The following is a 23414-nucleotide window of genomic DNA, read 5'->3' as shown; positions in this document are numbered from 1 at the left end:
ATGGGACCACGGTGTCCTCGATCTCCTCGTAGTGGGTGCGGCGGCGTGCGTACCCGCTGGCCAGAACTACTGGGAGCGTCTTCGGAACGGTAGTGGGCGCGGTCTGATTCGACAAGCGCTCCTGTTATCGCTAACAGGGAAGCCGGAATCGAATTCTTCGACAGGAGTCCCCTCACTGCCAGCACTAGCTGCTCGAACGTGTCGAACCCGGCGATTCTCCGCGACCGAACTCGATCAATGCTGTTATCGCTAACATGCCGGTCGAGGGGGAATGGCGCTCCGGTGCGGCGTGGCCTACCGGTCGAGGAGGCTCAGGACCGCGCCCGCGTGGCGGAAGTCGTCCTCGGTGTCGACCTTCGTGAGCAGCAGCTTCGAGACGCCGAGCGCGCGGTACCGGTCGAGGTAGCCCGCCACCTGCTCGTAGCCGCCGACCAGCACGGGAGCCCCTGTCCGGCCGGTGCTGTAGAGGCCGGTCCAGTACACGTCGTCGTGGACGTCGGCCTCGGACGCCAACCGGGCCAGCCGCCGGTTCCAGTCGGACTCGGACTCGCGCTTCAGGAGCGTCCGCAGCCTGGCCGCCCGGTCCACCCGATGGCCGTCGAGCGCCGCGGCCCAGGCCTCCTCCGCCGTGGGCCGCGCGACCAGCCCGACGCGGATGCCCATCTCCAGCACCGAATCCCGGTGGGAGGCCGCGAAGCTCGCGGCGAACAGGTCGACGGGCTCGGGGTGGGTGATCGTGACGTGGCCGACCTGGTCGCCGAGGCGTCGGCTCGCCTCGGACGACCCCGGCACGAAGACGCGGGGGAGGAGGTGGCGCGGGAGTTCGGTGTTGATCCGCAGGGCCCGGAACCGGTAGTGCTCGCCGTTCCAGGTGAGCGGCTCGTCGGAGCCGAGCAGCCTGCGCAGCAGGGTCGCGTACTCGGCCGCCCGCGCGTAGCGCCCGTCGTGGTCGAGCGGGTCGCCGATCTGGTCCAGCTCCTCCGGCGCCGCACCGGTGATGATGTTGAGGTCGACGCGCCTGCGGTACAGCGAGGTCAGGCCGGCGATCGTCTTCGCGGCGGTGAACGGCGGCACGGCGTACGGCTGCACCGCGACCAGCGGGACCAGCGTGGAGGTCTCCTGGAGCAGCAGGCCCGCCACCACCCACGGGTCGAGGACCAGGTGGTCGTAGAAGACCAGCAGGCCGGTGAAGCCGTGGCGTTCGGCGCGCCGGGCGAGCGCGGCCAGGTGGGGGCGGAAGTCGTGCGAGGGCGGCAGCCACGGGACCGTGGCCGTGCCGATCACCTCCAGGCGCTCGCCCACCTCAGGCCGTCGGGATGGACGAGGAGGCGGGCAGTTCCCGCCACCGGTCGGGGTTGAACAGCCGGTCGAGGAAACCCTGGTCCCACCGCCTGGTCCGGTCCTCCAGAGCGCCGTACTCGTCCAGGTACCCGCGGTCCCGCGGTTCCAGGTGCTTCAGCAGTTCGGCCGGAACGGCGCCGGGGAAGAGCAGGTCGGTGTGGTGCAGCGCGAAGTACAGCTCCCGCTCGGCGCCGACGTCGCGGACGTACCGCGGCAGCCGGTCCAGGTCGCCGGGCGCCGTGGCGCGGAGGGACTCCTTCACGTCGATGAAGCGCTGGAGCACGAGGTCGCGGCCCTGCGCGATGCTCAGGTAGCTGGTCGCCTCCTTGTACAGGTGCAGGCAGATGTCCAGCACCTGGTCCAGCGGGTCCAGCGCGAACGACGGCTCCCCGCAGACCACCGCCCGCCGGGCCCGGTCGAGCACCGCGCCGACCTCGACGCCGCCCGCCGACCGCTTCTGGAACAGGTCGAAGCACAGGTCCACCTCGAACCACCGCACCTCCGGGTCCGTGGTCGTCTTCAGGAACGGCAGGGCGTTGTTCAGGTGCACCGCCCAGAACAGCTTCGTCTTCCGCTCGTGCGGGATCACGCGGTCGCCGTTTGGCGACGGAACCCCTTGCGCGTAGCCGAGTTCCGCGAGGACCTCGGCGGCGTCGTCGAGCGATCCCCGTTCGACCAGGACGTCGAGGTCGCTCATCCGCCGGACGCCGGGGTCGTCGTAGACGAGCGCGCACAGCGACGGTCCTTTCCGGACCGCGTACCTCACCCCGCGCCGGTTCAACGCGTGCAGGATCCGGCCGAACTCGGCGAACAGGCTCCGGTTGCGCCGGGAGTTCGCCTCGTACGCCGCCGAATAGATCCACGGGTGCGGCAGCATCGACCTGTCCCTTGGCAGGTGGCGGCCGATGTTCCGGCCGACCGCGCAGATCACCTGCTGGCTCAGCGCCTGGTCCAGGAAGTACGGCCAGTCCAGGGAAGGGCCGACCTCCCAGTGCTCCCGCACGGTGTCGGCGCTGGTGGTGTCCCAGCGGGGAGCGGCGAGGGCGAGCAGGAGCCGGGCCTCGGGCCGGAGCCCGGTCGTGGACGTCATGCCGGAACCTCCAGGCCGAGGACCTTCCGAACCCGTTCCGGCCAGTCGTGCGGGTCCGCGCCGTGCCGGTGCGCCACGGCGAGCGCCAGCCGTTCGTAGCCGAACGCGAGGCACGCGGTGTGCGCCACCCGGCCGTCCGGGCCGGTGATCGAGAACAGCCCGCCGAACTGGTCGGTGTGGTAGTTGCCCGAGGCGACCGCCTGCACCTGCCCCGGTGCCACCTCCGCGCGCAGCTCGATCTTGAGCCCCCGTTCCACCTGGAGCATCCGCATCATCCGGTCACCGCGGCCGAAGAAGGGGTCGCTGGCGACCTCGCTCTCGGTCTCCAGGCCCAGCTCGGCGAGCCGGTCCCGCGCGGCCGCGAGGCGGTCGTCGCGCCAGGCGAGGCACCGGTCGGCGGTGTCGAGCCGGACGAACTCCCGCATCCGGAACGACCGCAGCCGCCCCGGTTCGGCGCCTGCCTCCTGCCGGAAGCACGTCGCCTCGACGCTCAGCTCCGTCGAGGACTCCAGGCGCGCCCCCGCGTAGACCGGGTACACGCAGTAGCACCCGGCGGGCAGCAGGACCAGGTCCGACTCGGCGGGCGCGCCGTCGTCGGCCCTGGCGGACACCCGGCCCAGCAGGTGCGGGAAGGACCGGTGGTAGCCGACCTTCTCGATGATCTCGCGGGCGATCACCGGTGGCGTGCGGAGCTGCCGCACGTCGTGGGGCGCGAGCGCCGCCAGTGCCGACGAGAGGCCGCGCACGACGGCCTCGAAGCCGCCCGTGGAGAGGTGGACGCCCGCGGCGGTGGTGGGGATCAACGCGATGCCGGGCGTCACCGCGCGACGCTCCCGGTCAGGTCCCGGACGGAGCGCACGATGCTGAAGATGGACGCGAAGGTGGCGTGCCGCAGCTCGCTGTCCGGGAACTCGAAGCCGAAGGTCGATTCGAGCGCGAGCATCACCTCGACGCTCGCCGCGGACGTCATGCCCATCAGCCACAGGCTGTCGTGGATGCCGATGGCCCGCACGGCGTTCCCGAGCCCGGAGTGCTCCCGGAGGATCGTCCTCACCTGTGCTTCCATTGTCCCTCCCTGGGTTCACGCGGTGGGCGTGGCGGTCACCGTCACGGACTCGACGAGCACGGGGTCCGGTGACTCCGCGATCTTCAGCACGACCCGTTCGGACTCTTCGGCGAGCACCTCGCCGAATCCCGCGTAGGACCCTTCGAGGTGCGGCGCGGGCGCGACGGTGATGAAGAACTGCGAGCCCGTGCTGGTCGATCCGGGGCCCGCCCGGTTGGCCATCGCCACCCGGAACGGCCGGTCGAACACCGGGCCCCGGCAGATCTCCTCGAACCAGCGGTAGCCCGCGCTGCCCTCGCCGGTACCGAGCCGGTCGCCGCCGTGGATGAGGAACCCCGGCACCCGCCGGTGGAACACCGTGCCGTCGTAGAAGCCGCCCACGCCCGGCTGCCCGGTCAGCGGGTCGCGCCAGGCCTTGCCGCCCGTGGCGAGCCCGATGAAGTTGTCCACCGTGTACGGCGCCCGGTCGACCCAGAGCCGCAGGGTGATGTCGCCCATCGTGGTGTGCAGGACGGCCAGCGCCGACCGGTAGGTGGTGAGGGTGTCCGGCAGCGGTGACCGGACGCGCATCTTCCGCACCGTGACCGGGCCTCGGAGCAGCGGATCGGTCGCGGGGTCGAGGTCGCCGGGTTCGGCCCGGTTGCCGCAGCCCAGTCCTCCCGGACGGGCGTCGCGCAGGCTCAGCTCGAACCAGCTCGGCCGTTCGCCCGCGGGCGCGGGCCCCTGGCCCCGGTGGTGCCGGTACAGCGCCCGCACCGCGGCCGAGGCGTGCCGCGCCAACAGGTCCACGTCGGTCCTGGCCTGGGCGTCGAGCACGGTCGGCACGTCCTGCACGTCGTAGAACTTGTCGAAGACGGACCCGTTGTTGTGCTCCAGCGTGAAGCACTGGTCGACGAAGACCAGGTCCGGGAGCTCCCCGGTCACGTAGCGGGTCATCATCTCCGCGATCGGGCGCCACGCCGCGCCGCCGAACTCGATCCCCGGCCCGGCGAACGCCTGGCGGGCGAGGTCGAGCGCGCGGGCGTGGCCGAGTTCGGTGCGCAGGCGCGGCCAGAGCACGCGGCTGTCGCCCTCGCCGATCGCGCGCAGGAAGTCCGCCAGCTCCGGTTCGCACAGCTCCAGCGGCACCCGGCTGAAGTGGCCGAGTTCGCTGCCGATGGCGACGTCCAAGTGGCCTGCCAGGTCGGAGCACAACTGGGGGAGCCACCGGGCCAGCCGCGCGCCCGCGTCCCGGTCGCCCGCCGCGGCCATCCACTCCAGCAGGTAGAAGTCCGCCGCGAGGCTCGCCGGGTCCACGTGGTCGACGAACCAGCGCGGGCTGTGCGCCGAGAGGTCTCGGGCCAGGCCGTCCAGGGCCTCCGCGCGGCCGAGGTCGCCGCGCAGGTAGCGGGTCCAGTGCCGCTCCGCGACCGCGAACAGCCTGGGGTACCGCCACTGCGAGCCGAGGACGTCGGAGCAGGGGCGGTGCTCCGGGCGCGCGGCGCGCACGAGGTGGCCCGCCAGCACCTCGACGAGGATCTTGGTCAGCAGCACCCGCAGCCGTCGCTGGTACGGCGCGGAGCCGGGCAGCCGGGTCACCAGCTCGACCGACAGGTTGCTCGGGTCGTCCCGCGTCTCCATCAGGTGCGCCCAGGCCAGCAGGGTGAGCACGCTGTCCGCCATGGTCGTGCCCCGGAAGCGGTTGCAGTCGACGTGCAGGCCGGTCAGCGACCCGTTCTCGGTGAGGTAGCCGACCGCGGGCGTGTGCGGCGCGAACGGCACGAGGTGGAGGTCCAGCACCCGCGTCGTCGGCGGCGACCCGAGCGCTTCGCACAGCCGGGGGAGGTACTGGTCGGGGACGAGGATCGAGTCCAGTTCGGCGGCCGCGCGGTCCCGCATGCCCTCGTACCCGGCGATGATCGGCGCCAGGGTCGGCTCGGCGGTGGCCATCGCCCTCGCGATCAGCTCCGCGCCGGGCACGAGCCGCTCGTCGTCGACGAGCGCCACCAGCTTCTCCGGGTCGGGTGCGGCGGCGACGGCGGCCGGGATGTTGTTCCGGACGATCGGCGCCCAGGACGCGAACCCGTCCCAGAACGCCACCACCTCCGGCACCGTGGGGCGGGGGATGAGCATCGACTCGAACGAGAAGCGGTCGTGCAGTTCTCGTTGCACGGCGAGGAAGAGGTCCAGGGTGGCACTCCGGGCGTGGTCAATCCTCAAGGTGCGCTCCAATGATCAGGGCCGCGTCCGCAAGTTCACGCAGGACGGTGTGGCACCGCCTGCCGGTGAGGCCGTTCCAGGGCTCGGCGAGCGGCCGGAGCGCCTCCGCCCGGCCCACCACCTCGTCCGGGGACGCGCCGTCGCACAGGCCCCACACCAGCAGGGCCTCCGGCGGCGCCCGGAACAGCCGCGCGCCGGGTCCGACGACGACCGTCCCGGCGTCGGACGAGCACGGGACGAAGAACCCGGCCCGCCGCAGCGGTCCGCCCCCGTCCGTCCAACCGGGCCAGTGCTCCAGCGGGACCTCCCACCAGCCGAGGGTCATCGCCGCGACCAGGCAGGTCTGGACGAACGCGGCGAGTTCCGCGAAACCGTGGGGGGAACCCGGTTCCGGTGCGCCGGGGTGCGCGAGGCGCCGGTACTCGTCGAGCGGGAAGGCGGCGGGCGCGCTGCGGGCGAGCTGGTGCCACACCCACTTCTCGCCCTGGTGCAGGTCGCCGCACCCCGCGGCCAGCGCCTTGCCCGCGGCGAGCAGGGCCCGGTGGCCCGCCGTGGCCGCGGCGTCCAGGTCGAGCCGGTCCGCGGACCCCCGCAACCCGGCGACGTCCTCGACGGCCGAGTACGCGACGCGCGCCCACCCGCTGACGACCCTGCGGCGCAACGGGAGCGGGCAGGCGGTCAGCCGTTCCTTCAGGGTCGTGAGGTGGCCGGTGTCGGTGACGACGTCCGCGGTGAGCAGCCGCACGGCCACCGCCAGGTCGGCGTCCCCCACCCGGTCGCGCGAGGGCGCCGGGTAGTCGAGCACGACGCTGTCGACGAGCGCGTCCAGCCGCTCGGTGGCGAGCACCTGGACGTCGACCCGGACGCCGTCGGCGAAGAGCTGCCGCCGGGACTCGCGCAGCCCCGGACCGACCAGGTACACGTCGAGGTCGCTGGATCCGCTGCCGAGCCCCACGGCGGTGCCACCCGCCAGGAAGGCGGCGTCCGCTCCCTCGGACGTCGCCAACCGGGTGGCCACCTCTCGCCCGAGCGCGGGCAGGTGCGCGCCCGCCATCACCAACCGGGGTTCTCGGGCAGGGCGAGACCGAGGTACTTCCCCTCGTCGGAGATCATGATCCCCGCCTGGCAGCACCCGTCGAGGAAGGTCGTCACCCGCTCGACGTCCACGTCGTGACCGCGCGCGGCCACCACCTGCCGCACCTTGGCGGCCGTGTGCGCGGTGTCGCCGCACGCGTCGTAGGCGTCGGCCCGCCAGTCGGTCAGCACCAGGCGGCGCGCCTCCTCGGTCCGCTTGTCGACGATCGTGAGCCTGCCGGGCAACCGCTGCACGACCAGGCTCGCCTTCGCCGCCGAGCGCTCCTCCCAGATCTCGATCGCGGTGTTGACCGCCTTCACCGTGGTGTCGGAGACCCCGGTGGCCTGGTAGTCGAAGAAGTAGGCGATCTTCGCGTGTTCCAGGTCCGCGGGGTAGATGTGCCGGTAGCACTCCTGGGGCCGTTTGCCCGTGATCTCGAAGGACTCGTCGGTGTAGTACGGGCTGAAGCGTTCGAGCCAGATCTTCCGGCAGCCCGACGGCGGCTCCAGGTGGTACAGCAGGGGGATGAGCCGGAGCTGCTCGGCGTAGTCCTCCTCGGTCTCGCCGGGGAAGCCCGCGAGCAGGTTCCACGAGACGTGCACGCCGTAGTACCGCGCCCACTTCAGCAGGCGGACGTTGATGAGGACGCTGGAACCCTTGCGCATCAGCCTGAGCACGTTGGTGCTCAGGCTCTCGATGCCGGGCTGGACGCGCATGATGCCCGCCAGGTGCATGATCCTGAGCTGCTCGCGGGTGAGGTTCGCCTTGACCTCGAAGAACATGTTGACGTCCCAGTGCCGTTCCGCCAGCTCGGCGCAGAACGACGTCAGGTACTTCATGTCGAGGATGTTGTCCACGGCGTCCACGTGCACGATCTGGTACTCGCGCAGGAGAGCGGCCAGCTCGTCGACCGCGCGGGGCCCGGACTTGGCCCGGAACGCCATGTTGAGCGCGTTCAGCCCGCAGAACGTGCAGTGGTGCTTCTGCCCCCACCAGCAGCCGCGGGAGAACTCGACCGGCAGCCGGATCTGGTCCTCCGGCAGGACGTTGAGGCGGCCGAACCTGTTCAGCGCGTCGAAGTAGTCCTTGTACTCCGGGATCGGGAGGTCGTCGAGCCCTGCGGGCCCCAGCCGGTCGTTCGCCGTGGGCGCGGACGGGTGGCCGTGCCGGTGCACGTTCGTCAGCCGGACCTCCCGGCCGTCCGCGATGGCCTTGAGGATCGCCGGGAACGCCACGTCGCCCTCGCCGACCACGACGTAGTCGAGCCAGGGCAGCTTCCGCGCGTACTCGAGGCCCATCTCGCTGTCGAAGTTCGCACCGCCGTAGACCAGGGAGATCCCGGGGTGGTTCTCCTTGAGGGCCTTGCCGAGGGCGAGCGCGGCGGTGTTCTGCAGGAACGTCGAGGTGAACCCGACGACGTCGTAGTCGGCCCACTCCGGCCGCGCGGCGACGTCGGCGATCCACCGCGGCAGCCGTTCCCGCTGCGTCCGGACCAGGTCCTCCCGGTCCCCGTCGGTCCACTCGGCCCAGTCCGACTCGACCTCGGGGAAGGCGGCGAGGTAGTCCGCGGGCGGCAGGACCTCGCCGAACGCGGCGTAGGAGAACAGCCACTCGCCGAGGAAGTAGTCCCGCATCGCGTCCATCATCGCGATCTTCTCGTAGCCGGGACCGCCGAGGAACGCGGCGAACTCGATGTTCAGGTACTGGGTGTCGCAGTCGTGCCCGGCGCGGCGGGTGATGGCCTGGAGGAGTCCGCACTGGATGGACGGGGCGTTGACCCTGGCCCACGGCATGTTCACCAGTGCGACGCGCAGCCGCCTGCTCGGTGGGGTCGCGGGGTCGACGGCCGTCGCCGCGGTGCGCGACGGGAGTAGCGGGATGTCGGTGCGGGTCATCAGGTCCCCCAGTTCGTCGGTGCGGCCGCGGCGGGTCGTGGAGCCGGTCAGGCGAAGTCGTCGTGCCCGTGTCTGGCCGCCCGGCGGGTCTGCACGGCGACGGCGAGCAGGCCGAGCGCGGCCGACGCGAGGCAGATCACCAGTTCCAGCACGGCTTCGGTCAGCCACGGGCGGCCGTCCAGTCCCGCGCGGACGGCGGCCAGTCCGTGCCGGACGGGCAGCACCGAGCCGATCGCGTCGATCCAGCCGACCCGGCCGGGGGGCAGGAAGGCGCCTGCGCAGAGCATCGTCAAGTAACCCAGGATGTTCGGGGCCAGGACGTCGGCGCGCTTGGCGATCGTCGCCGTGGCGGCGGCGATGCCGAGCAGGGCGTAGCCGCACGCCATGAGCGCGAACACCGGCAGCCAGGGCAGCAGGCGCAGGGCGACGTCGGTCATCCCGAGGACGGCCGCCGCGATCGCCGCCTCGGCGAGGAAGAGGCCGAACCCCACGGCGAGGTACGGCACCGCGCGGGCGTAGAGGACCACGGCGACGGGCACGTCGCCGTGGCGGATCCGCCAGAACGTCGAGAAGTACTTGTCCCCGAACGGCACGTTGATGACGTTGACCGTGTTCGTCGTGGTCAGCGCGAGGACCAGGCCGCCGACGAACGCGAACTGCCGGTGGTCCTGGCCCGCGACCACGCCGCCGAGCACGGTGAAGAACACGATCTGCAGCACGCCCTTGGGCAGCGTGGCGAAGATCGAGGCCGCGGGCGGGAGGGTCGCGCTCATCTCGCGCCGTCCGAGCCGGACGGCTTCCGCCGCCCGCCACAGCGCCGTGCTCGCAGGCGTCCGCTCACGCGTGGTCAAGGGAACCCCGCTGCCGCGCCTTGTCGATGGACCAGCGGTAGGTGCGCGTGGCGACGACGCCGTAGGCGACGGTCAGCGCCACGGCGACGGCGAGCGGGGTGGCGGACGGGCCCGGTCCGGCCGCGTCGGACAGGAACTCGTTGATCCACCGCAGGCTCAGCAACTGCGGCACCCAGCGCAGCCACACGGGCAGGACGTCCTGGGGGATCAGCAGCCCGCCGAGGACGAACACCGGGTACATCAGGGCGCCGGACCACAGCAGCCCGTTGCGGGTGAGCAGGAACAGGCAGGACAGCAGCGCCCCGAGCGTGGTGGCGGAGACGACGACCACCAGCAGGCCCACCGCCAGCCAGAACGGGTGCGCCAAGGCGACCGGCAGGCGCAGGGCGAGCACCGTGGCGACCGTCGCGACCAGGATCGTGCCGACGCCGTAGAGCGTCGCGCCGAGGCTCTTGCCGAACAGCACCACCGTGGGCGACTCGACGCCGCACACGCAGCGGGCCAGCGTCCCGTACGTCCGTTCGCGCCGCAGCACGCCACCGCTGGTCCAGACCGTGGACCCCCACAGCGCCGTGAGCATCACCGAGGTGACGATCTGCGCGGCGCGGTCCGCGGGCGGGCGCTGCGCCTCGACCGCGATGACGAGCAGCACGACGGGCAGGAAACCCGCGTTGACCAGCAGCAGCGGGTTGCCGCGCATGGAGCGCTGCTCGGTGCGGGCGGCGGTGAGGAACGTCCACGCCGCGCCGCGCAGGCGGTCGCCCAGCAGAGGTGGTCCGGTCACGGGCGCACCTCGCCGACCCCGGTGCGGCCGTTCGCGGCGAGCTGCGCCGCGACGTGCGAGTAGACGTCCTCCAGCCGCAGCGGCGCGACGTCCACGCCCAGGATGGTGGCGCCGCCCAGCACGGCCCCCAGGTGGCCGAAGGACTCGACGCTCCAGTCGCGCACGCGCAGCCGCAGCGTCCACAGCCCGCTCGCCTCGGTGAGGTCGTCCACGGCGAACCGGGACGCCTGCGCGCCGTCCAGCACGGGCGGGCACCCGGTGCCGCGGACCGTGACGATCGCCGTGTAGCCCGCGAGCTTGGCGAACTCGGCGACCTCGACGTCCGCCGCCACCTCCCCGTCGGCGAGGATGACGACCCGGTCGGCGAGCCGCTCGATGTCGAGCAGGAGGTGGCTGGTCAGCAGCACCGACGTGCCGCGGCTCCGGAGGACGGCGACGTCCTGGCGCAGGCGCTCGGCCTCGACCGGGTCTAGGCCGACGGTGGGTTCGTCCAGCAGCAGCACCGGTGGCTCGTTGATCATCCCGATGGCGAGGTGCAGCCGTTGGCGCATGCCCTTGGAGTACGTCTCCACGGCGCGGTCCGCGACGTCCGCGAGCCCGACGTGGTCGAGCGCGGCCTCCAGCCGGTCCACCAGCCCGCGCCTGCCGACACCCGCGAGCACGGCGAAGAACCGCAGGTTCTCCCGGCCGGTCAGCTTGGCGTAGAGCCCGCGCTCCCCGCCCAGGACGACGCCGGTCAACCGGCGGACCTCCCGCAGGTCCGAGGTGACGTCGTGGCCCAGGACGCGCGCCGTCCCACCGGTGGGCAGCAGGAGCGTGGCGAGGATCTTCGTCAACGTCGTCTTGCCCGCGCCGTTGCTGCCCAGCAGGCCGACGATCTCGCCCTGCCCGACGGTGAGGTTCACGTCCTTGAGCGCCACGACGTCGCCGCCGCGCACCTTGAACGTCCGACCGAGGCCCTCGACCTCGATCGCGGCCCCGCTCACGGCCCTTCCTCCGGGTTCCGGGGCGGCAGTCCGTGCCGGGCGGCGGCCAGCCGGGCCAGCGGGACCCTCGGCGCCGCGCAGGAGATGTAGTCGACCCCGGCGTCGGCGAGGAACTCCACCGCCGAGGCCTCCGCGGCCTGCTCGCCGCACACGCCGATCCGGATGCCGGGGCGAACCCGGCGCGCGTCCCGGACAACCTGCCGGATCACCGCGCCGACACCTTCGAGGTCGAGCCGTTCGAACGGCGAGTGCTCCACCACGCCCAGGTCCCGGTAGGCGGGCAGCAGGTGCCGGTCGGCGTCGTCGCGGGACAGGCCCCACACCAGCGCCGTCAGGTCGTTGGTGCCCAGGGAGAGGGCGTCGACCCGCTCGGCCAGCCGTCCGGCGAGGAGGGCGGCCCGCGGTGTCTCGACCATCGCGCCGATCGCGATCGGCAGCTCCTCTGCGGTGGTTCCGGCGTGGGCGCGCACGTCGTCCAGCAGACCCCGCACCACGTCCACCTCCGCGGGCGTGCTCACCATCGGCACCAGCAGTTCCGGCCGCGGGTCGTGCCCGGACCGGCGGACCTCCAGCACCGCGTCCACCAGCGCCTGGATCTGCGCGACGGTCAGCGCGGGCACGAGGATCCCCAGCCGCACCCCGCGCACGCCGAGCATCGGGTTGTGCTCGCGCAGCTTGGCCAACACCGCCCGCACGCCGTCGGCCGCCGCCGACGCCGGATCGGGCAGGAACTCGTGCCGCGGCGGGTCCAGCAGCCGGATCGCCACGTCCTGGCCGTCGACGACCCTGAGCAGGTCGACGAACTCGGACCGGAGCACGGAGTACACGTCCGCGAGTCCTTCGGTCATCTCGGGCCCCGGACGGGCGATCAGCACGCGTTCGAGCAGTGCGCGCCGGTCGCCGAGGAACACGTGCTCGACGCGGAACAGCCCGACGCCGGTCGCGCCGAGCTCCCGCCCCCGCGCCGCCGCCTCGGCCGAGTCGGCGTTGACCTTCACGGCCAGGCCGGGCAGGTCCGCGAGCGCGGTGTCGAGCCAGCGCAGGATCTCGGTGTTCCCGTGCCCGCCCGCGAGCGGTTCGGCCGGGCGGCCGCGGAACACCGTCCCGCCCGACCCGTCCACCGTCACGACGTCGCCCGCGACGAGGACGTCACCCCGCGCGCCCCTGAGGAGTTCCGCGTCGTCGATGACGACGCCGTCCACGAGGCCCGCGACGGACGGACGGCCCAGCGCCCGCGCGACGACGGCGGAGTGGGTGGTCCGCCCACCCCGCTCGGTGACGACGGCGGTGGCGGCGAGCAGACCCGGCAGGTCGTCCGGCCGTGACTCGGACAGGACCAGGACCGGCTCCAGGCCGTCCGCCCGTGCGGCGACGGCGGCCTCCGTGCTGAACACCAGGGGGCCGCAGGCGATGCCCGGCGCCACGCCGAGACCGTGCACGACGGCGTCCAGACCGCTGGTGTCGGCGGTCAACGTGAGCGCACGCTCCAACTCGTGCGGGTCGACGGCGGCCACGGCTTCGGCGGAGGTGAGCTCACCGCGGGCGTGGCGGGCGGCGACGGCGTTCACGGACGCCGTGCCGCGTGGTGGTGTCGGCGGGGTTCGCGTCACGAGGTCCTCGCCGACCTCCACCACCGGGTGGGCGACGGAGATCGGGTTCGTGAGCGGTCGGGATCGATCGCTCATCTCGTCAACGGACGTTGTAGTACTCCCGGCGGACACCGAGTAGGTACACGCGGTCGTCCACTTCGGCCGCCTCCTCCGGGGTGAGCGGCGAGAACTCGAGTTCGGCCAGGTCTTCTGCTGCTGCGCTGCGCGCGGATTCGGTCATGGCGGCGAGCGTAGGGACGGGCTGTTTCAGATCGCCTTCATCCGTCGGACGGCAGGTCGGGGGCCCTCCGGCCGCGCAGTTGAGCGGCCAGTTCCGCCAGCGGGCGACCCGCGCGGGCCCTGGCTCGGGTCGCCACCCGAGCCAGGGCGAGCGGCAGCCGTCCGCACGAGTCGATGATCTCCACCACGGCGTCCGGCTCGGCGCGGACCCGGTCCGCGCCGAGCCGGTGGGCCAGGAGCTGCCTGGCCTCGTCGACGGTCGGGCGGTCCAACCGGATCGTCCGCGCGCCGAGGGCGACGACGATCCCGGTGAGCGGGGTCCTGGCGGTCACCACCGCGACGCAACCGGGACCGCCGGGCAGGAGCTGGCGGACCTGGGCGGCGTCGCGGGCGTTGTCCAGCACCGTCAGCACGCGCCTGCCCGACAGCACGCTGCGGTAGAGCGCGGCCCGGCCCTCGACGCCACCGGGGCGGTACCGCTCCGGCACCAGGAACGAGTCGAGCAGGGCGTCCACCGCCTCCGCGGGCGACATCGCGCGGCTCGCCGGGTCGCGTCCGTGCAGGTCGACGTACACCTGGCCGTCCGGGAAGCGGTGGGCGACCTGGTGCGCCCAGTGCACCGCCAGCGCCGTCTTCCCGACCCCCTCTGCCCCGTCGATCACGACGATCCGGGCGGCGCGCACTCCTTGGTCCGCCTCGTCGTCGAGCAGCCCGTCCAACGCCTCGACCTCGACCGCCCGGCCTGCGAACCCGTGGACGTCGGCGGGTAGCTGGCGCGGCACCACCTCCAGCGGACGCCTCGGCTCCGGCACCGAGCCGGTGACCGTGCGGCCCAGCAGCTCCCGGTAGATCCGTTGCAGCTCCGGCCCCGGATCGACCCCGAGTTCCCGGCTGATCCGCACCCGGATCACCTCGTAGTGCTCCAGGGCCTCGACCGGCCGGTCGCACCTGTCCAGCACCACGAGCAGCCGAGCCCACAGCGACTCCCGCAGCGGGAACAGCGCCGTCAGCTCCCGCAGCAGCGGCAGCACGTCGGCGCCGCGGCCCGCCACGGCCAGCCGGTGGGCCCGGTGCTCCACCGCCGACAGGTACCGGTCGACCAGCCGCGGCGCCTCGCCCGCCTCCAGCCAGGCCGAGTGCACCCCCTCGAACGGGAACCCGCGCCACAGCGACACGGCCTTGTCCACCAGCTCCGCTTCCCGAGCGGGGTCGACGGCCCGCGCGGCGGCGTCCAGCAGGCTGTCGAACCGCAGGGCGTCGACGTCGTCCGGCCTGGCCCGCAGCACGTAGCCCGCCGGGTCGAACACGATCGACTCCGCGCCCAGCGCGTTGCGGAGCCGGGTCATGTAGGTCGACACGGTCCGGCGGACGTCGATCGGGAGGTCCGGCCCCCACACCGCCATCGCGAGCTGGTCGACGGTCACCGGCCTGCCCGCTGACAGCGCCAACGTCACGACGAGCGTGCGGAGCCGACCGGTGGTCAGGTCCACCGGACGCCTCCCGACCACCACCTCCAGCGGACCCAGCAACCGCACCGCGAGGCGCTCGGCCGGATCCATTCCACCACTCACGGGCAGCACGGGCCGCCCTCCGCCGGGATATGATCGCATGGCAAATAGACCCCCAGGTCATAGCCTGTCCACAATGGACTCGCGGACCTACTCAACCCCAGACCCGCCAGTGCGGTCCGCGTGATCTACTGTGGCGCACTTGGTCACGGCCCGCAATGATCGCCGTCCGGGGCCCGCGGGCGCGGGGTGGGGTATTTGCCAGACTCGTCCGTTCCGGAATTGCCTCCGGTCCTCTGTGGACCTGGTGATCAAGTCCACTGTGGACTGTCCTTTGCCGCGGTCCGTCCTGGCGGCGGTCCCACTGGGTGGCGGCGCGCCGATCCTCGTCTCCGATACTTGCGGGAGAATTCGGGAGAATTCTGGAAGTTCAGACTTGAACGACCTGTTGAACTGGTCATACACTCTCCGTAGTGCTGGAACTTCGCGGAGAGAGGTCGACGTGATGCCCGAGGTCACCGTGTTGCCGCACGACGTCCGCGTGGACGCCCGAACCGACGAGACGGTGGTCGACGCGCTGCGCCGAGCCGGGTGGCGCAGCCCGTACCGGTGCAGGCGCGGCGGCTGCGGGGCGTGCAAGGGCCGCCTGGTCGAGGGGCGCGTGCGCTACTCGCTGCCGGTCGCCGACTCGGTCCTCGACGACGCCGAGCGGGCCGCCGGGCTGTGCCTGCCCTGTCGGGCCGTGCCCGTCACGGACGTGGTGCTCGACCTCGGCGCGGCACCCCTGCGCGCGGTCCTGGCCACCGCCCCGCCCTGGCGGCTGTGACCGGCCGGGCGTCCCGGTCCACTCGGCCGGAGGTGTGGTTTTCCACAGCGGACCGTGCGGCGCACCCCATGGCCCGCCTGCCCGCCCCGCGCCAGCATTGACCACGTGATCATCAGAAGTGCTTTTACCGCAACGGTGCTGGCCCTGTCCGGCGTGTTCCCCGTGCTGGGCGACTGGGTGGAGGAGGGGTGGGTGTCGGGTGCGCTGCTCACCGTCGAGGACTCGGGGGGTGTGCGCGCGGACGCCGCGGGTGAGGCGCGGGTCGGTGGGTACTTCCGCATCGGCAGCGTGACCAAGACGTTCGTCGCCACGGTCGTCCTGCAACTCGTGGACGAGGGGCGGGTGGGGCTGGACGACCCGGTGGGCGGGTACGTGAGCGGTGTGCCGAACGGGGACCGGATGACGGTTCGGCAGGTGCTCAACCACACGAGCGGGCTCTACGACTACGCCCACGAGGCCGGCTGGTCGACCAACAGGTGGCGGGGCGCGGAGCGGTTCCGGTCCTACGCGCCGGAGGAGCTGCTGGCGGTGGCGGCCTCGCGGGAGCCGTACTTCCCGCCGGGCCAGGGGTGGCACTACTCGAACACCAACTACGTCGTCGCCGGGATGCTGGTGGAACGGGTGACCGGGCGGACCTACGGCGACGAGGTGCGGGCGCGGGTGCTCCGGCCGTTGCGGCTGGACCACACGATCGTGCCCGGCCGGTGGCCCGGCCTGCCGCACCCGCACGCCCGCGGCTACACGACCGTCGACGGCGAGCTGGTCGACGCGACGCTGATGAACCCGTCGCTGGACTGGGCGGCAGGGGAGATGATCTCCACCGCGGACGACCTCACCCGGTTCCTCGACGCCCTGCTGGGCGGGCGGCTGACGTCCGCGGCCTCCCTCGCCGCCATGCGGGAGACCGTCGACACCGGCACGATCTTCGCCTACGGCCTGGGGTTGCAGCGCTTCGACCTGCCGTGCGGCCGTTCGGTCTGGGGCCACGGCGGCGAACTGATCGGCTACCTCACCTACGCCACACGGGCCGACGACGGCCGCCGGGCCGCGCTGTCCTACAACCCGGTGGGCGGGGGAGTGCCCGGCGCGGACCTGATCGGCCTGTTCGGCTCGCTCTACTGCTGACCGCGCACGAGGCGGGCGCGCTCCAGGTGGGTGGCGACCGCGTAGCCGCCGCCACCCGCGACGGCGAGGACCCAGAAGAGTCCTGGGGTGCCGAGGAAGAGCGCGGCCGAGGAGGTCAGCGCCAGCCACGCGCCGAGGCAGTAGTGCAGGACGTTGCGGCGCACGGCGCCCTCGCCGAGGTAGAGCAGCCCGACCACGAGACCGGAACCCGTTGGCCAGAGCGCGGTTTGCAGGTCGGGTACATCCACTGTGGACGACAAGCCGGTGATGGCGAGGAAGAGCGCGGCGAAGCCGCCGATCCACGAGGCGCCGAGGAGCTTGCCGGACAGGACGTCGGGCTCGCTCGCTCCCCGTTGGGCTCGGAGGGCGGCGGCGGTGCTGTACGCGGTGCCCGCGGCGAGCCCGATGCCGAGCAGGGTCATCGGCAGCCAGCCCGGCAGGGCGACCAACGGGTCGTCGCCTCGGGAGAGCGCGGCGGCGCCGTGCCCGAGGACGTAGGCGAGGCCGAAGCTGACGTAGGTGGCGCGGTTGTCGACCTCGCCGACGCGGAGGGCGGGGGTCGGTGCGGGGAGTGTCGCGGTGCTCATGGCTGGTGCCTCCGGTGGGTGTCGCCCGAGCGGGTCAGGCGACCAGGTGGGAGAGGGGGACGGTGATCCGCCGGGTGATGTCGGCGGGCCACGGGAAGGCGCTGCTCGCGGCGCGCTGGTGGGCGAGGCCGTGCAGCCCCACCCACAGCGCGACCGCGTCGGCCTCCGGGTCTTCGCTGGTGCAGCAGCCCGCGGCGACGCAGGCGGTCAGGCAGTCGACGACGAGGTCGACCGCTTCGGCGCCGAGGTCGGCGAGGACGTCGGGGGTGGTGCCGCTGTCGGCGGCGGACGTCCAGATGCCGCCGAACATCGTGCGGTAGCGCCGGGGATGGTCGTGGGAGAAGTCCAGGTAGGCCTGGCAGAGGGCGTGCAGCCGCTGCCGGGGGTCGTCGTCCGCCTGGTCGACCGCGGACCGGAGCCAGTCGACCAGCCCGGCGAACGCCTGCCGCACGACGGCGAGAACGACGGACGACTGGTCCGGGAAGTGCGGGTAGATCGACGAGGCGGTGATCCCGACGCCGCGGGCGACGGCCCGCAGCGTCACGGCGCGAGCGTCACCACTGGCGTCGAGCAGCTCGGTGGCGGCGGCCAGGATCTCGGCGCGGAGCAGGTCGCCCTCCCCGCGGCGGTGCCTCGCGCGGGGGCGAGGCGGACCGGCCGCGTCGCTCATGACCTGGGCGCGTCGGGAACGATGACGACCTTGCCCGCGACGGTGCGCGACTCGGCGAGCGCCAGCGCCGCGGCCGCCTCGCTCAGCGGGTACTCGGCGGCGACCTGCGGGGTGAGGACACCGTCGGCCACGAGGCCCAGCACGCGGGTGAGGTCCTCGCGCAGCTTGGCGCGGAAGCGCTCCAGGCTGCGCTTGCCCGCCCAGAAGTTGTAGAAGTGCGCGTTCCGGCCGTTGGGCAGGTAGTTCCACAGCGCCAGGCGGGCGAACGACTTCAGCACCGGGAGCTGCGAGTTGCCCTCCTCGTCCTTCGTCGCCGCGGTGCCGTAGGACACGAGCGTCCCGCCCTTGCGCAGGAGGTCCCACGACGCGTCCAGGCCGGAGCCGCCGACGTGGTCGAACACCGCGTCCACGCCGTCCGGCGCGATCTCCCGGATGCGCTGGTACATGGCCGGATCGCGGTAGTCGACCGGGATCGCCCCCAGCTCGCGCACCGTGTCGTGGTGCCGCGGGGACGCCGTGCCGATCACCGTCATCCCGGCGTGCTTGGCGAGCTGCACGAGCGTGGAGCCGACGCCGCCGTTGGCGCCCAGCACGACGATCGTCCCGCCGGAGCGCACCCGCGCGATCCGGTGCAGCATCTGCCAGGCCGTGACCCCGTTGACCGCCACGGTCTCGGCGGCGGCGGACGAGACGCCGTCCGGCACGGCCACCAGGTCCCCGGCGTCGACCAGCAGGGAGCTGGCCCAGCCGCCGACCTTGGTGACGGCGGCGAACCGGCGGCCGACCAGCCCGGCGTCCACGCCCGCGCCGACGGCGGTCACGGTGCCGACGACGTCGTAGCCGGGCACGAAGGGGAACGCGGGCTGGTCGTAGTACTTGCCGCGCCGCATCTGCTGCTCGGCGAACGACACGCCGGTCGCCTCCATCCGCAGGACGACCTGGTCCGCGGCGGGGGCGGGCAGGTCGCGGACGTGGACCTCCAGGCCGGTCGGCTCGACCTTGCCGGGCAGGACGACCTCGGTGGCGCGGGTGGCGACGGTGCTGTTCATGGTGTTCCTCCGTGTTCGGCGGGTTGTGGTTACAGGCGTAAGGCTACGACTGTTCGGCTACCGAGCGCAAGAGGCAACACCGATAAGCTTCTTCTTGTAAGCTGACAGCATGGTGGAGAACACGACGGTGGTCGACGAGTCGAAGCCCGCCCGCGCCCGCAACCGGCGGGGGGAGGGGTCCCGTCTGCGCGACGACATCGTGGCCGCGGCGGTCGACCTGCTCGACGAGACCGGCGACGAGGGTGCCGTCACGCTGCGGGCGGTGGCCCGCAAGGTCGGGATCGCCGCTCCCTCGATCTACCGGCACTTCCCGGACCAGCCGAGCATCATGCTGGCCGTCGTGCGGCAGGCCTTCACTGAACTGGAGGAGCGGCTCCGCGCCGGCCTGGACGCCGCGGGCGACGACCCCCGTCAGCGGCTGCTGGCCATCGGCCACTCCTACCTGGAGTTCGCCCAGCACCACCCCGGCCGCTACCGCACCATGTTCGGCGGGCTCTGGATGCCGGACCTGGACAAGACGACCCTGACCGAGAGCGACCTGTCCTCGCTCGGCGACACGAGCATGGGCCTGCTCGTCGAGGGGCTCGGCGCCTGCGTCGAGGCCGGTATCTCCACCAGCGACGACCTGGTCGCCGACGGGGTCGCGCTGTGGCTGGGCCTGCACGGGCTGGCCCACCAGCGGGCCGTGACCGTCGCCTACCCGTGGCCCGCGGACATCGCCGAGCGCGTCATCACCGCGCTGGCCCACCTCCGGTAGGGCGTCAGAGCGGCTTCGGCACGGCCCGCGTCAGCACGTCGTGGACGGTGAACCGGGCCAGTTCGGTGGCGACGGCGTCGGCGACCACCCGGTCGAGCGCCGTCAGCGACTCCTGGACGTCGCGGCCCACCTCGCACGTCGGGTTCGGCCCGTGCAGGCCGAGCACCTGGTCGTCGCCCTGGAGCAGCCGCCAGATCCGCGCGAGCGTCACGTCCGCCGCGTCGACGGCCAGTTCCCAGCCCCCGTGCACGCCGGGCCGTGACCGCACCAGCCCCGCCTCGCGCAGCGGGCCGAGCACCCGGCGCACGTGGACGGGGTTGACGTTGGTGCTCGTGGAGAGTTCGTCCGAGCTCACGGGGCGGTCGCCGGTGTCGCCCGCGAGGTAGGTCAACACGTGCACGGCGACGGCGAACCGGGTGTTCGTCGATCGGGCCACCCGCCCACCTTGTCATATCGCAACCGTTGTGGCTACGGTTGGGGCAATCCGCAACCATGACGATTACGAATTGAGGTCCCATGACCCTCCACCTGCGACGCCTGGCCTGGGCGGGCGTCGAGATCACCCTCGACGACACCCGCCTGCTGATCGACCCGCTGGAGAACGCCGACCCGCTCGTCGCCGTCCTCGGGGAGCCGAAGTGGCCCCTGCTCCCCATCGACCCGGCGCCGGGCACGCACGCGCTGCTCACGCACCTGCACCCGGACCACTACGACCACGAGCTGATCGCCCGGCTCGCGACCACGGGGACCGTCGGCTGCCACGCGCCGAGCGCGCCCGAGCTGCGGGCGGCGGGCGTCGACGCGATCCCGCAGGAACTGGGGGAGCCCCGGCGCATCGGCCCGCTGACGGTGACGCCCGTGACCTCGATGGACTGGCGGGGTGACGAGGCCGCCCAGGTCGCCTGGGTCGTGGAGGGAGCGGGACGGCGGATCATCCACTGCGGCGACACCATGTGGCACGGCAACTGGTGGCGGATCGCCCGCGATCACGGCCCGTTCGACGTCGCGTTCCTGCCCGTCAACGGCGTGATCGCCAGGTTCGAGGGCTACGAGGTCGACGTGCCCGCCACCCTGACGCCCGAGCAGGCGGTCGAGGCCGCCGCCGTCCTCGGGGCGACGACCGCCTGCGCGATCCACCACGGGCTCTTCCACCACCCGCCCACCTACGTCGAGCAGCCCGACGTCGAAGGGCGCTTCCGCCGCGCGGCCGAGGCGCGCGGCATCACGGCGGCGCTGGTCGGCGACGGGCAGCCGGTGCCGCTCGCCGCGCCTCAGAAGGTGTAGTTCACGACGAACGCCGGGTGGTCGGTGCGGGACATCGAGTAGGTCTGGGTCGAGACGAACGCGAGGGTGCGGGCGGTGACGTGCTGCACGTCGCCGTCGCCCTTGCGGAACCAGCCCGACGGGACGCAGTTCTGCGCGTTCGTGGGAGAACCGGGGCTGTACCTGAGGTTCAGGTCGCCCAGCACCACGTGCCGGGTCGTCGGCGAGCCGGTCGGGTCGAAGGACAGGGCCGTGGCGGGCAGGAGTTCACGACACTGCGCGAGCGCCGTGGTCGCGGTGGTGCTCAGGTGCGTGGTGCACGCGGTGAACCCGCGCACCGCGCTCAGCGCGCACGCCCAGGCCCGCATCTCGGTGCCGCCGTCCTGCGCGGTGTACACGCCGGTCCCGCCCGAGGTGATGCCCTCCTTCACGATGATCCCGCTGCCGTACGCGCCGCGGCCCGCCGTGCACTGGTAGTCGGAGCCCGTGGACCTGTTGCGCACGAAGGCGAACCGGTACTGGGCGCTCGCGCCGACCGCCGCGGTGAGACCGGGCAGGTCGGACAGGCACACCTCGTTCACCGAGACGACGTCCGGCTGCCGGTTCCGGATCATCGTCACGGCCTCGCCGACCGCGAGCCCGTCCTGGTAGCAGCCCGCGATCCCGCTGTTGCACAGGTTCATCTGCACCACCTTGAACGCGGTGGCGGCTCGGGCCGAGACGGTCACCAGCCCGGTCAGCAGGATCACGGCCAGCAGCAGGCCGGTGCTCCGGCGCGGTGGGGTCATGTCGACCATGCTCGTGCCGGACCGGTGGCCCGCCGTACCGCCGTACGGGGGCGCGTCAGGCCTCCGGGGCGGGGGTGAACCACGCCCAGGCGAACGTGGTGAGCACCAGCAGGCCGAGGATGATGAGCGGGGCGTCGGCGAGGAAGTGGCCTCGGGCCGCGCTGAACAGGCCCGCCGGGATCGGGACGAGCCACACCACCGGCGGCGGGCGCTGGGACACGGCGTAGCGCGCGTAGGCCCGCGGTTCCGGCACGGTGTAGGAGATCCCCCGGTGTGCCGTGGCGCGCAGGCGCCCGGCGGGCTGGGTCAGGACGTCACCGTCGAGTTCGACCACCGCGCGCCTGCCGAAGCCGTCCTTGATCCGCGCCCGCACCGTCGCGCCGGGCGTGATCGTCTCCACCGCGGGGTGCCAGTAGACGCGTTGCCACAGCAGCCCCGGCAGCTCGCGGGGGAGGGGGTCGAGCCCGCTCAGCGCGTCGGTGTCGAGCGGGGCGTCCGGTGGCGCGAGCAGCAGCGCCACGCTGTCCTTCGTGCCGAGGGCCGAGCTGCGACCGCGGACCGCCACCACCCGCATCGGCACGGGCGGCGCGGCGGCGGCCACCTGGTTCAGCCTCAACCGCGCGGCCCAGGCCAGCAGCACCAGCGCCGCGACACCGCCGATGGCCGCGGTCGGCCACCAGTAGTCCCACCCGGCGTCGTGGTCGGCGTTGTGCGCGTCGGGTTCGCCCGACACGACGTCGACCTTGTCCCTGAGCGCCTTGGGCAGGAACGGCCCCTTGTCCGAGCCCTCCTGAGGGTCGTACCGCACCCGGAACGCCTGCCCCGGAGCCCACCGCCCCGGCTCGTCCAGCGCGAACCAGGTCGACTGCTCGTCCCCCTCCTCGGTCGACCACACCACCAGCGCCTTCTCGTCCGTCGGCCGGAACCCGTCCACCACCCGGCCCTCGACCTCGACGGTCGCCTTCAACTCGACCCCGCGGGCGGCCAGCAGCCGAACCCCCGCGACCCCCGCGACGAGCCCGACCGCCCCGACCGCGGTCAGCACCGAGACCAGCACCACGTCCCGCACGACGCGCTTCGACCGAGCCATCCGGATCTCCACCCCCACGACGACGAACGCCTCCCACGAGCGCGCTCGACAAGGGGTACACCACCCGTCCGGCAGCGACCACCCCTCTCCGGTGAAAGCGTGCGTTCGCCGAACGCCGGGCGGCGCGCGCGTGGTCCGTACGGCCGATGCGAGAGGCCGCCACCGCCCGGCCTCTCACTTGGACGCGATTCGGCCGCGGCCGCGCCTCACCGTGTTAGCGTGATCGAAGTCGGGGCTTTTCCCTTTCAGGGCAACAGGTGTGGAGGATTTCGTGCGAACCGGTATGTGGTTCCCGGAGCGGGTGGTGAACCGGGTCAACGGGTGCGTGGTCGCGCTGCGCACCTCTCCCCGGTTCGGGAAGGCGGTCAGCAGGCGGCTCACCGTCGTGACCTACACCGGCCGCCGTTCGGGGCGCACGTTCAGCACGCCCGTCGCCTACCGCCGCACCGGGGACACCGTGACGATCACCGTCGCCCTGCCGGACTCCAAGACGTGGTGGCGCAACTTCCTCGGCGAGGGCGGGCCGCTCTCGCTGGAACTGGACGGGGTCGACCGCGGCGGGCACGCCGTCGCCCACCGGGACGACCGGGGCCGCGTCAGCATCACCGTGCGCCTCGACGGGTAACGCGGGCCGA

The 23414-nt window shown here is 72.9% G+C and carries 24 protein-coding genes; 5 read left to right on the top strand and 19 right to left on the bottom strand.

The features are described from left to right. Nucleotides 1–294 precede the first annotated feature (294 nt). Genes NZH93_RS01705 through NZH93_RS01645 form a run of 13 tightly spaced genes read right to left on the bottom strand, consistent with a single transcriptional unit; the run spans nt 295 to nt 14675 of the window. A complete protein-coding gene (locus tag NZH93_RS01705; RefSeq protein WP_259621068.1) occupies nt 295–1302 on the bottom strand; it encodes an LLM class flavin-dependent oxidoreductase in 1008 nt (335 codons plus the stop codon). Between the two features lies 1 nt (nt 1303). Further along, entirely contained in the window at nt 1304–2431 is a 1128-nt protein-coding gene (locus NZH93_RS01700) for a nucleotidyltransferase family protein (protein WP_259621067.1), read from the bottom strand. Continuing rightward, nucleotides 2428–3252, bottom strand: a complete 825-nt coding sequence (locus NZH93_RS01695) for a class-II aminoacyl-tRNA synthetase family protein (protein WP_259621066.1) — start codon at nt 3250–3252, stop codon at nt 2428–2430. Before NZH93_RS01695 ends, NZH93_RS01700 begins: the two co-directional genes overlap by 4 nt. Next, on the bottom strand, nt 3249–3497 hold the full coding sequence (locus NZH93_RS01690) for an acyl carrier protein (protein WP_259621065.1): 249 nt from the start codon (nt 3495–3497) through the stop codon (nt 3249–3251). The genes NZH93_RS01695 and NZH93_RS01690 overlap by 4 nt, the downstream gene beginning before the upstream one ends. Nucleotides 3498–3512: 15 nt before the next feature. Further along, entirely contained in the window at nt 3513–5696 is a 2184-nt protein-coding gene (locus NZH93_RS01685; protein WP_259621064.1) for a peptidylprolyl isomerase, read from the bottom strand. Then, complete coding sequence (locus NZH93_RS01680; RefSeq protein WP_259621063.1) at nt 5686–6750, bottom strand: hypothetical protein; 1065 nt, start codon at nt 6748–6750, stop codon at nt 5686–5688. Before NZH93_RS01680 ends, NZH93_RS01685 begins: the two co-directional genes overlap by 11 nt. After that, nucleotides 6750–8666 carry a RiPP maturation radical SAM C-methyltransferase gene (locus NZH93_RS01675; protein WP_259621062.1) on the bottom strand — a complete coding sequence of 639 codons (1917 nt, stop codon included), beginning with the start codon at nt 8664–8666 and terminating at the stop codon, nt 6750–6752. The genes NZH93_RS01680 and NZH93_RS01675 overlap by 1 nt, the downstream gene beginning before the upstream one ends. A 47-nt stretch (nt 8667–8713) precedes the next feature. Beyond that, nucleotides 8714–9517: an ABC transporter permease gene (locus tag NZH93_RS01670; protein ID WP_259621061.1), complete on the bottom strand. Its 804-nt coding sequence runs from the start codon at nt 9515–9517 to the stop codon at nt 8714–8716. Beyond that, entirely contained in the window at nt 9504–10301 is a 798-nt protein-coding gene (locus NZH93_RS01665; RefSeq protein ID WP_259621060.1) for an ABC transporter permease, read from the bottom strand. The genes NZH93_RS01670 and NZH93_RS01665 overlap by 14 nt, the downstream gene beginning before the upstream one ends. After that, nucleotides 10298–11287: an ABC transporter ATP-binding protein gene (locus tag NZH93_RS01660; RefSeq protein WP_259621059.1), complete on the bottom strand. Its 990-nt coding sequence runs from the start codon at nt 11285–11287 to the stop codon at nt 10298–10300. Before NZH93_RS01660 ends, NZH93_RS01665 begins: the two co-directional genes overlap by 4 nt. After that, nucleotides 11284–12972 (bottom strand): putative PEP-binding protein, encoded by a 1689-nt coding sequence (locus NZH93_RS01655; protein ID WP_259621058.1) that lies wholly within the window; start codon nt 12970–12972, stop codon nt 11284–11286. The genes NZH93_RS01660 and NZH93_RS01655 overlap by 4 nt, the downstream gene beginning before the upstream one ends. 4 nt (nt 12973–12976) lie before the next feature. Then, nucleotides 12977–13117, bottom strand: coding sequence for a hypothetical protein (locus NZH93_RS01650; protein WP_259621057.1), 141 nt, complete (start codon nt 13115–13117; stop codon nt 12977–12979). Between the two features lie 37 nt (nt 13118–13154). Beyond that, nucleotides 13155–14675: an AfsR/SARP family transcriptional regulator gene (locus NZH93_RS01645; protein WP_259621056.1), complete on the bottom strand. Its 1521-nt coding sequence runs from the start codon at nt 14673–14675 to the stop codon at nt 13155–13157. A 454-nt stretch (nt 14676–15129) separates the two neighbouring features. Here NZH93_RS01645 and NZH93_RS01640 point away from each other — a divergent pair, with 454 nt between their 5' ends. Together NZH93_RS01640 and NZH93_RS01635 are read left to right on the top strand one after the other, a co-directional pair. Further along, nucleotides 15130–15450: a 2Fe-2S iron-sulfur cluster-binding protein gene (locus NZH93_RS01640; RefSeq protein ID WP_259621055.1), complete on the top strand. Its 321-nt coding sequence runs from the start codon at nt 15130–15132 to the stop codon at nt 15448–15450. A gap of 105 nt (nt 15451–15555) precedes the next feature. Next, nucleotides 15556–16575 (top strand): serine hydrolase domain-containing protein, encoded by a 1020-nt coding sequence (locus NZH93_RS01635; RefSeq protein WP_259621054.1) that lies wholly within the window; start codon nt 15556–15558, stop codon nt 16573–16575. On the opposite strand, the gene NZH93_RS01630 is transcribed toward NZH93_RS01635, so the two are convergent. From NZH93_RS01630 to NZH93_RS01620, 3 genes are read right to left on the bottom strand one after another with little or no spacing between them, the layout of a single operon-like run. After that, a complete protein-coding gene (locus tag NZH93_RS01630) occupies nt 16566–17162 on the bottom strand; it encodes an ABC transporter permease (protein ID WP_259621053.1) in 597 nt (198 codons plus the stop codon). The genes NZH93_RS01635 and NZH93_RS01630 overlap by 10 nt on opposite strands. 34 nt (nt 17163–17196) lie before the next feature. Further along, on the bottom strand, nt 17197–17832 hold the full coding sequence (locus NZH93_RS01625; RefSeq protein WP_259621052.1) for a TetR/AcrR family transcriptional regulator: 636 nt from the start codon (nt 17830–17832) through the stop codon (nt 17197–17199). Then, nucleotides 17829–18881 (bottom strand): medium chain dehydrogenase/reductase family protein, encoded by a 1053-nt coding sequence (locus tag NZH93_RS01620; RefSeq protein WP_259621051.1) that lies wholly within the window; start codon nt 18879–18881, stop codon nt 17829–17831. The genes NZH93_RS01625 and NZH93_RS01620 overlap by 4 nt, the downstream gene beginning before the upstream one ends. 109 nt (nt 18882–18990) lie before the next feature. Here NZH93_RS01620 and NZH93_RS01615 point away from each other — a divergent pair, with 109 nt between their 5' ends. Further along, nucleotides 18991–19638 (top strand): TetR/AcrR family transcriptional regulator, encoded by a 648-nt coding sequence (locus NZH93_RS01615; RefSeq protein ID WP_259621050.1) that lies wholly within the window; start codon nt 18991–18993, stop codon nt 19636–19638. Nucleotides 19639–19642: 4 nt separating this feature from the next. Here NZH93_RS01615 and NZH93_RS01610 read toward each other — a convergent pair whose 3' ends face one another. Further along, the gene (locus tag NZH93_RS01610) at nt 19643–20074 is read right to left on the bottom strand and encodes an Rrf2 family transcriptional regulator (protein ID WP_259621049.1); all 432 of its coding nucleotides are present in this window, start codon (nt 20072–20074) and stop codon (nt 19643–19645) included. An 80-nt stretch (nt 20075–20154) separates the two neighbouring features. Between NZH93_RS01610 and NZH93_RS01605 the strand changes: the two genes are divergently transcribed. Further along, entirely contained in the window at nt 20155–20922 is a 768-nt protein-coding gene (locus NZH93_RS01605) for an MBL fold metallo-hydrolase (RefSeq protein ID WP_259621048.1), read from the top strand. Here the strand turns inward: NZH93_RS01605 and NZH93_RS01600 are convergent. Beyond that, nucleotides 20910–21689 carry an endonuclease/exonuclease/phosphatase family protein gene (locus tag NZH93_RS01600; RefSeq protein ID WP_259621047.1) on the bottom strand — a complete coding sequence of 260 codons (780 nt, stop codon included), beginning with the start codon at nt 21687–21689 and terminating at the stop codon, nt 20910–20912. The two genes, NZH93_RS01605 and NZH93_RS01600, sit on opposite strands and share 13 nt — an antisense overlap. 55 nt (nt 21690–21744) lie before the next feature. After that, nucleotides 21745–22779: a hypothetical protein gene (locus tag NZH93_RS49495; protein WP_276022548.1), complete on the bottom strand. Its 1035-nt coding sequence runs from the start codon at nt 22777–22779 to the stop codon at nt 21745–21747. A 283-nt stretch (nt 22780–23062) separates the two neighbouring features. On the opposite strand from NZH93_RS49495, the gene NZH93_RS01590 reads away from it, so the two are divergent. After that, a complete protein-coding gene (locus NZH93_RS01590; protein WP_276022680.1) occupies nt 23063–23404 on the top strand; it encodes a hypothetical protein in 342 nt (113 codons plus the stop codon). Nucleotides 23405–23414: the final 10 nt, after the last annotated feature.

It is taken from the genome of Umezawaea endophytica (assembly GCF_025061645.1).
Lineage (GTDB): Bacteria > Actinomycetota > Actinomycetes > Mycobacteriales > Pseudonocardiaceae > Umezawaea > Umezawaea endophytica.
Note: the sequence above shows the minus strand (reverse complement) of the source record. Positions and strands in the feature narration are given on the sequence as shown.

Excerpts from the sequence above, each read along its gene's own strand:
- NZH93_RS01675 (WP_259621062.1), bottom strand. The coding sequence starts at position 8,666 with ATGACCCGCACCGACATCCCGCTACTCCCGTCGCGCACCGCGGCGACG.
- NZH93_RS01615 (WP_259621050.1), top strand. The coding sequence starts at position 18,991 with ATGGTGGAGAACACGACGGTGGTCGACGAGTCGAAGCCCGCCCGCGCC.
- NZH93_RS01680 (WP_259621063.1), bottom strand. The coding sequence starts at position 6,750 with ATGGCGGGCGCGCACCTGCCCGCGCTCGGGCGAGAGGTGGCCACCCGG.
- NZH93_RS01625 (WP_259621052.1), bottom strand. The coding sequence starts at position 17,832 with ATGAGCGACGCGGCCGGTCCGCCTCGCCCCCGCGCGAGGCACCGCCGC.
- NZH93_RS01690 (WP_259621065.1), bottom strand. The coding sequence starts at position 3,497 with ATGGAAGCACAGGTGAGGACGATCCTCCGGGAGCACTCCGGGCTCGGG.
- NZH93_RS01605 (WP_259621048.1), top strand. The coding sequence starts at position 20,155 with ATGACCCTCCACCTGCGACGCCTGGCCTGGGCGGGCGTCGAGATCACC.
- NZH93_RS01590 (WP_276022680.1), top strand. The coding sequence starts at position 23,063 with ATGTGGTTCCCGGAGCGGGTGGTGAACCGGGTCAACGGGTGCGTGGTC.
- NZH93_RS01600 (WP_259621047.1), bottom strand. The coding sequence starts at position 21,689 with ATGACCCCACCGCGCCGGAGCACCGGCCTGCTGCTGGCCGTGATCCTG.
- NZH93_RS01640 (WP_259621055.1), top strand. The coding sequence starts at position 15,130 with ATGCCCGAGGTCACCGTGTTGCCGCACGACGTCCGCGTGGACGCCCGA.
- NZH93_RS01645 (WP_259621056.1), bottom strand. The coding sequence starts at position 14,675 with ATGGATCCGGCCGAGCGCCTCGCGGTGCGGTTGCTGGGTCCGCTGGAG.
- NZH93_RS01650 (WP_259621057.1), bottom strand. The coding sequence starts at position 13,117 with ATGACCGAATCCGCGCGCAGCGCAGCAGCAGAAGACCTGGCCGAACTC.
- NZH93_RS49495 (WP_276022548.1), bottom strand. The coding sequence starts at position 22,779 with ATGGCTCGGTCGAAGCGCGTCGTGCGGGACGTGGTGCTGGTCTCGGTG.
- NZH93_RS01655 (WP_259621058.1), bottom strand. The coding sequence starts at position 12,972 with ATGAGCGATCGATCCCGACCGCTCACGAACCCGATCTCCGTCGCCCAC.
- NZH93_RS01700 (WP_259621067.1), bottom strand. The coding sequence starts at position 2,431 with ATGACGTCCACGACCGGGCTCCGGCCCGAGGCCCGGCTCCTGCTCGCC.
- NZH93_RS01620 (WP_259621051.1), bottom strand. The coding sequence starts at position 18,881 with ATGAACAGCACCGTCGCCACCCGCGCCACCGAGGTCGTCCTGCCCGGC.
- NZH93_RS01630 (WP_259621053.1), bottom strand. The coding sequence starts at position 17,162 with ATGAGCACCGCGACACTCCCCGCACCGACCCCCGCCCTCCGCGTCGGC.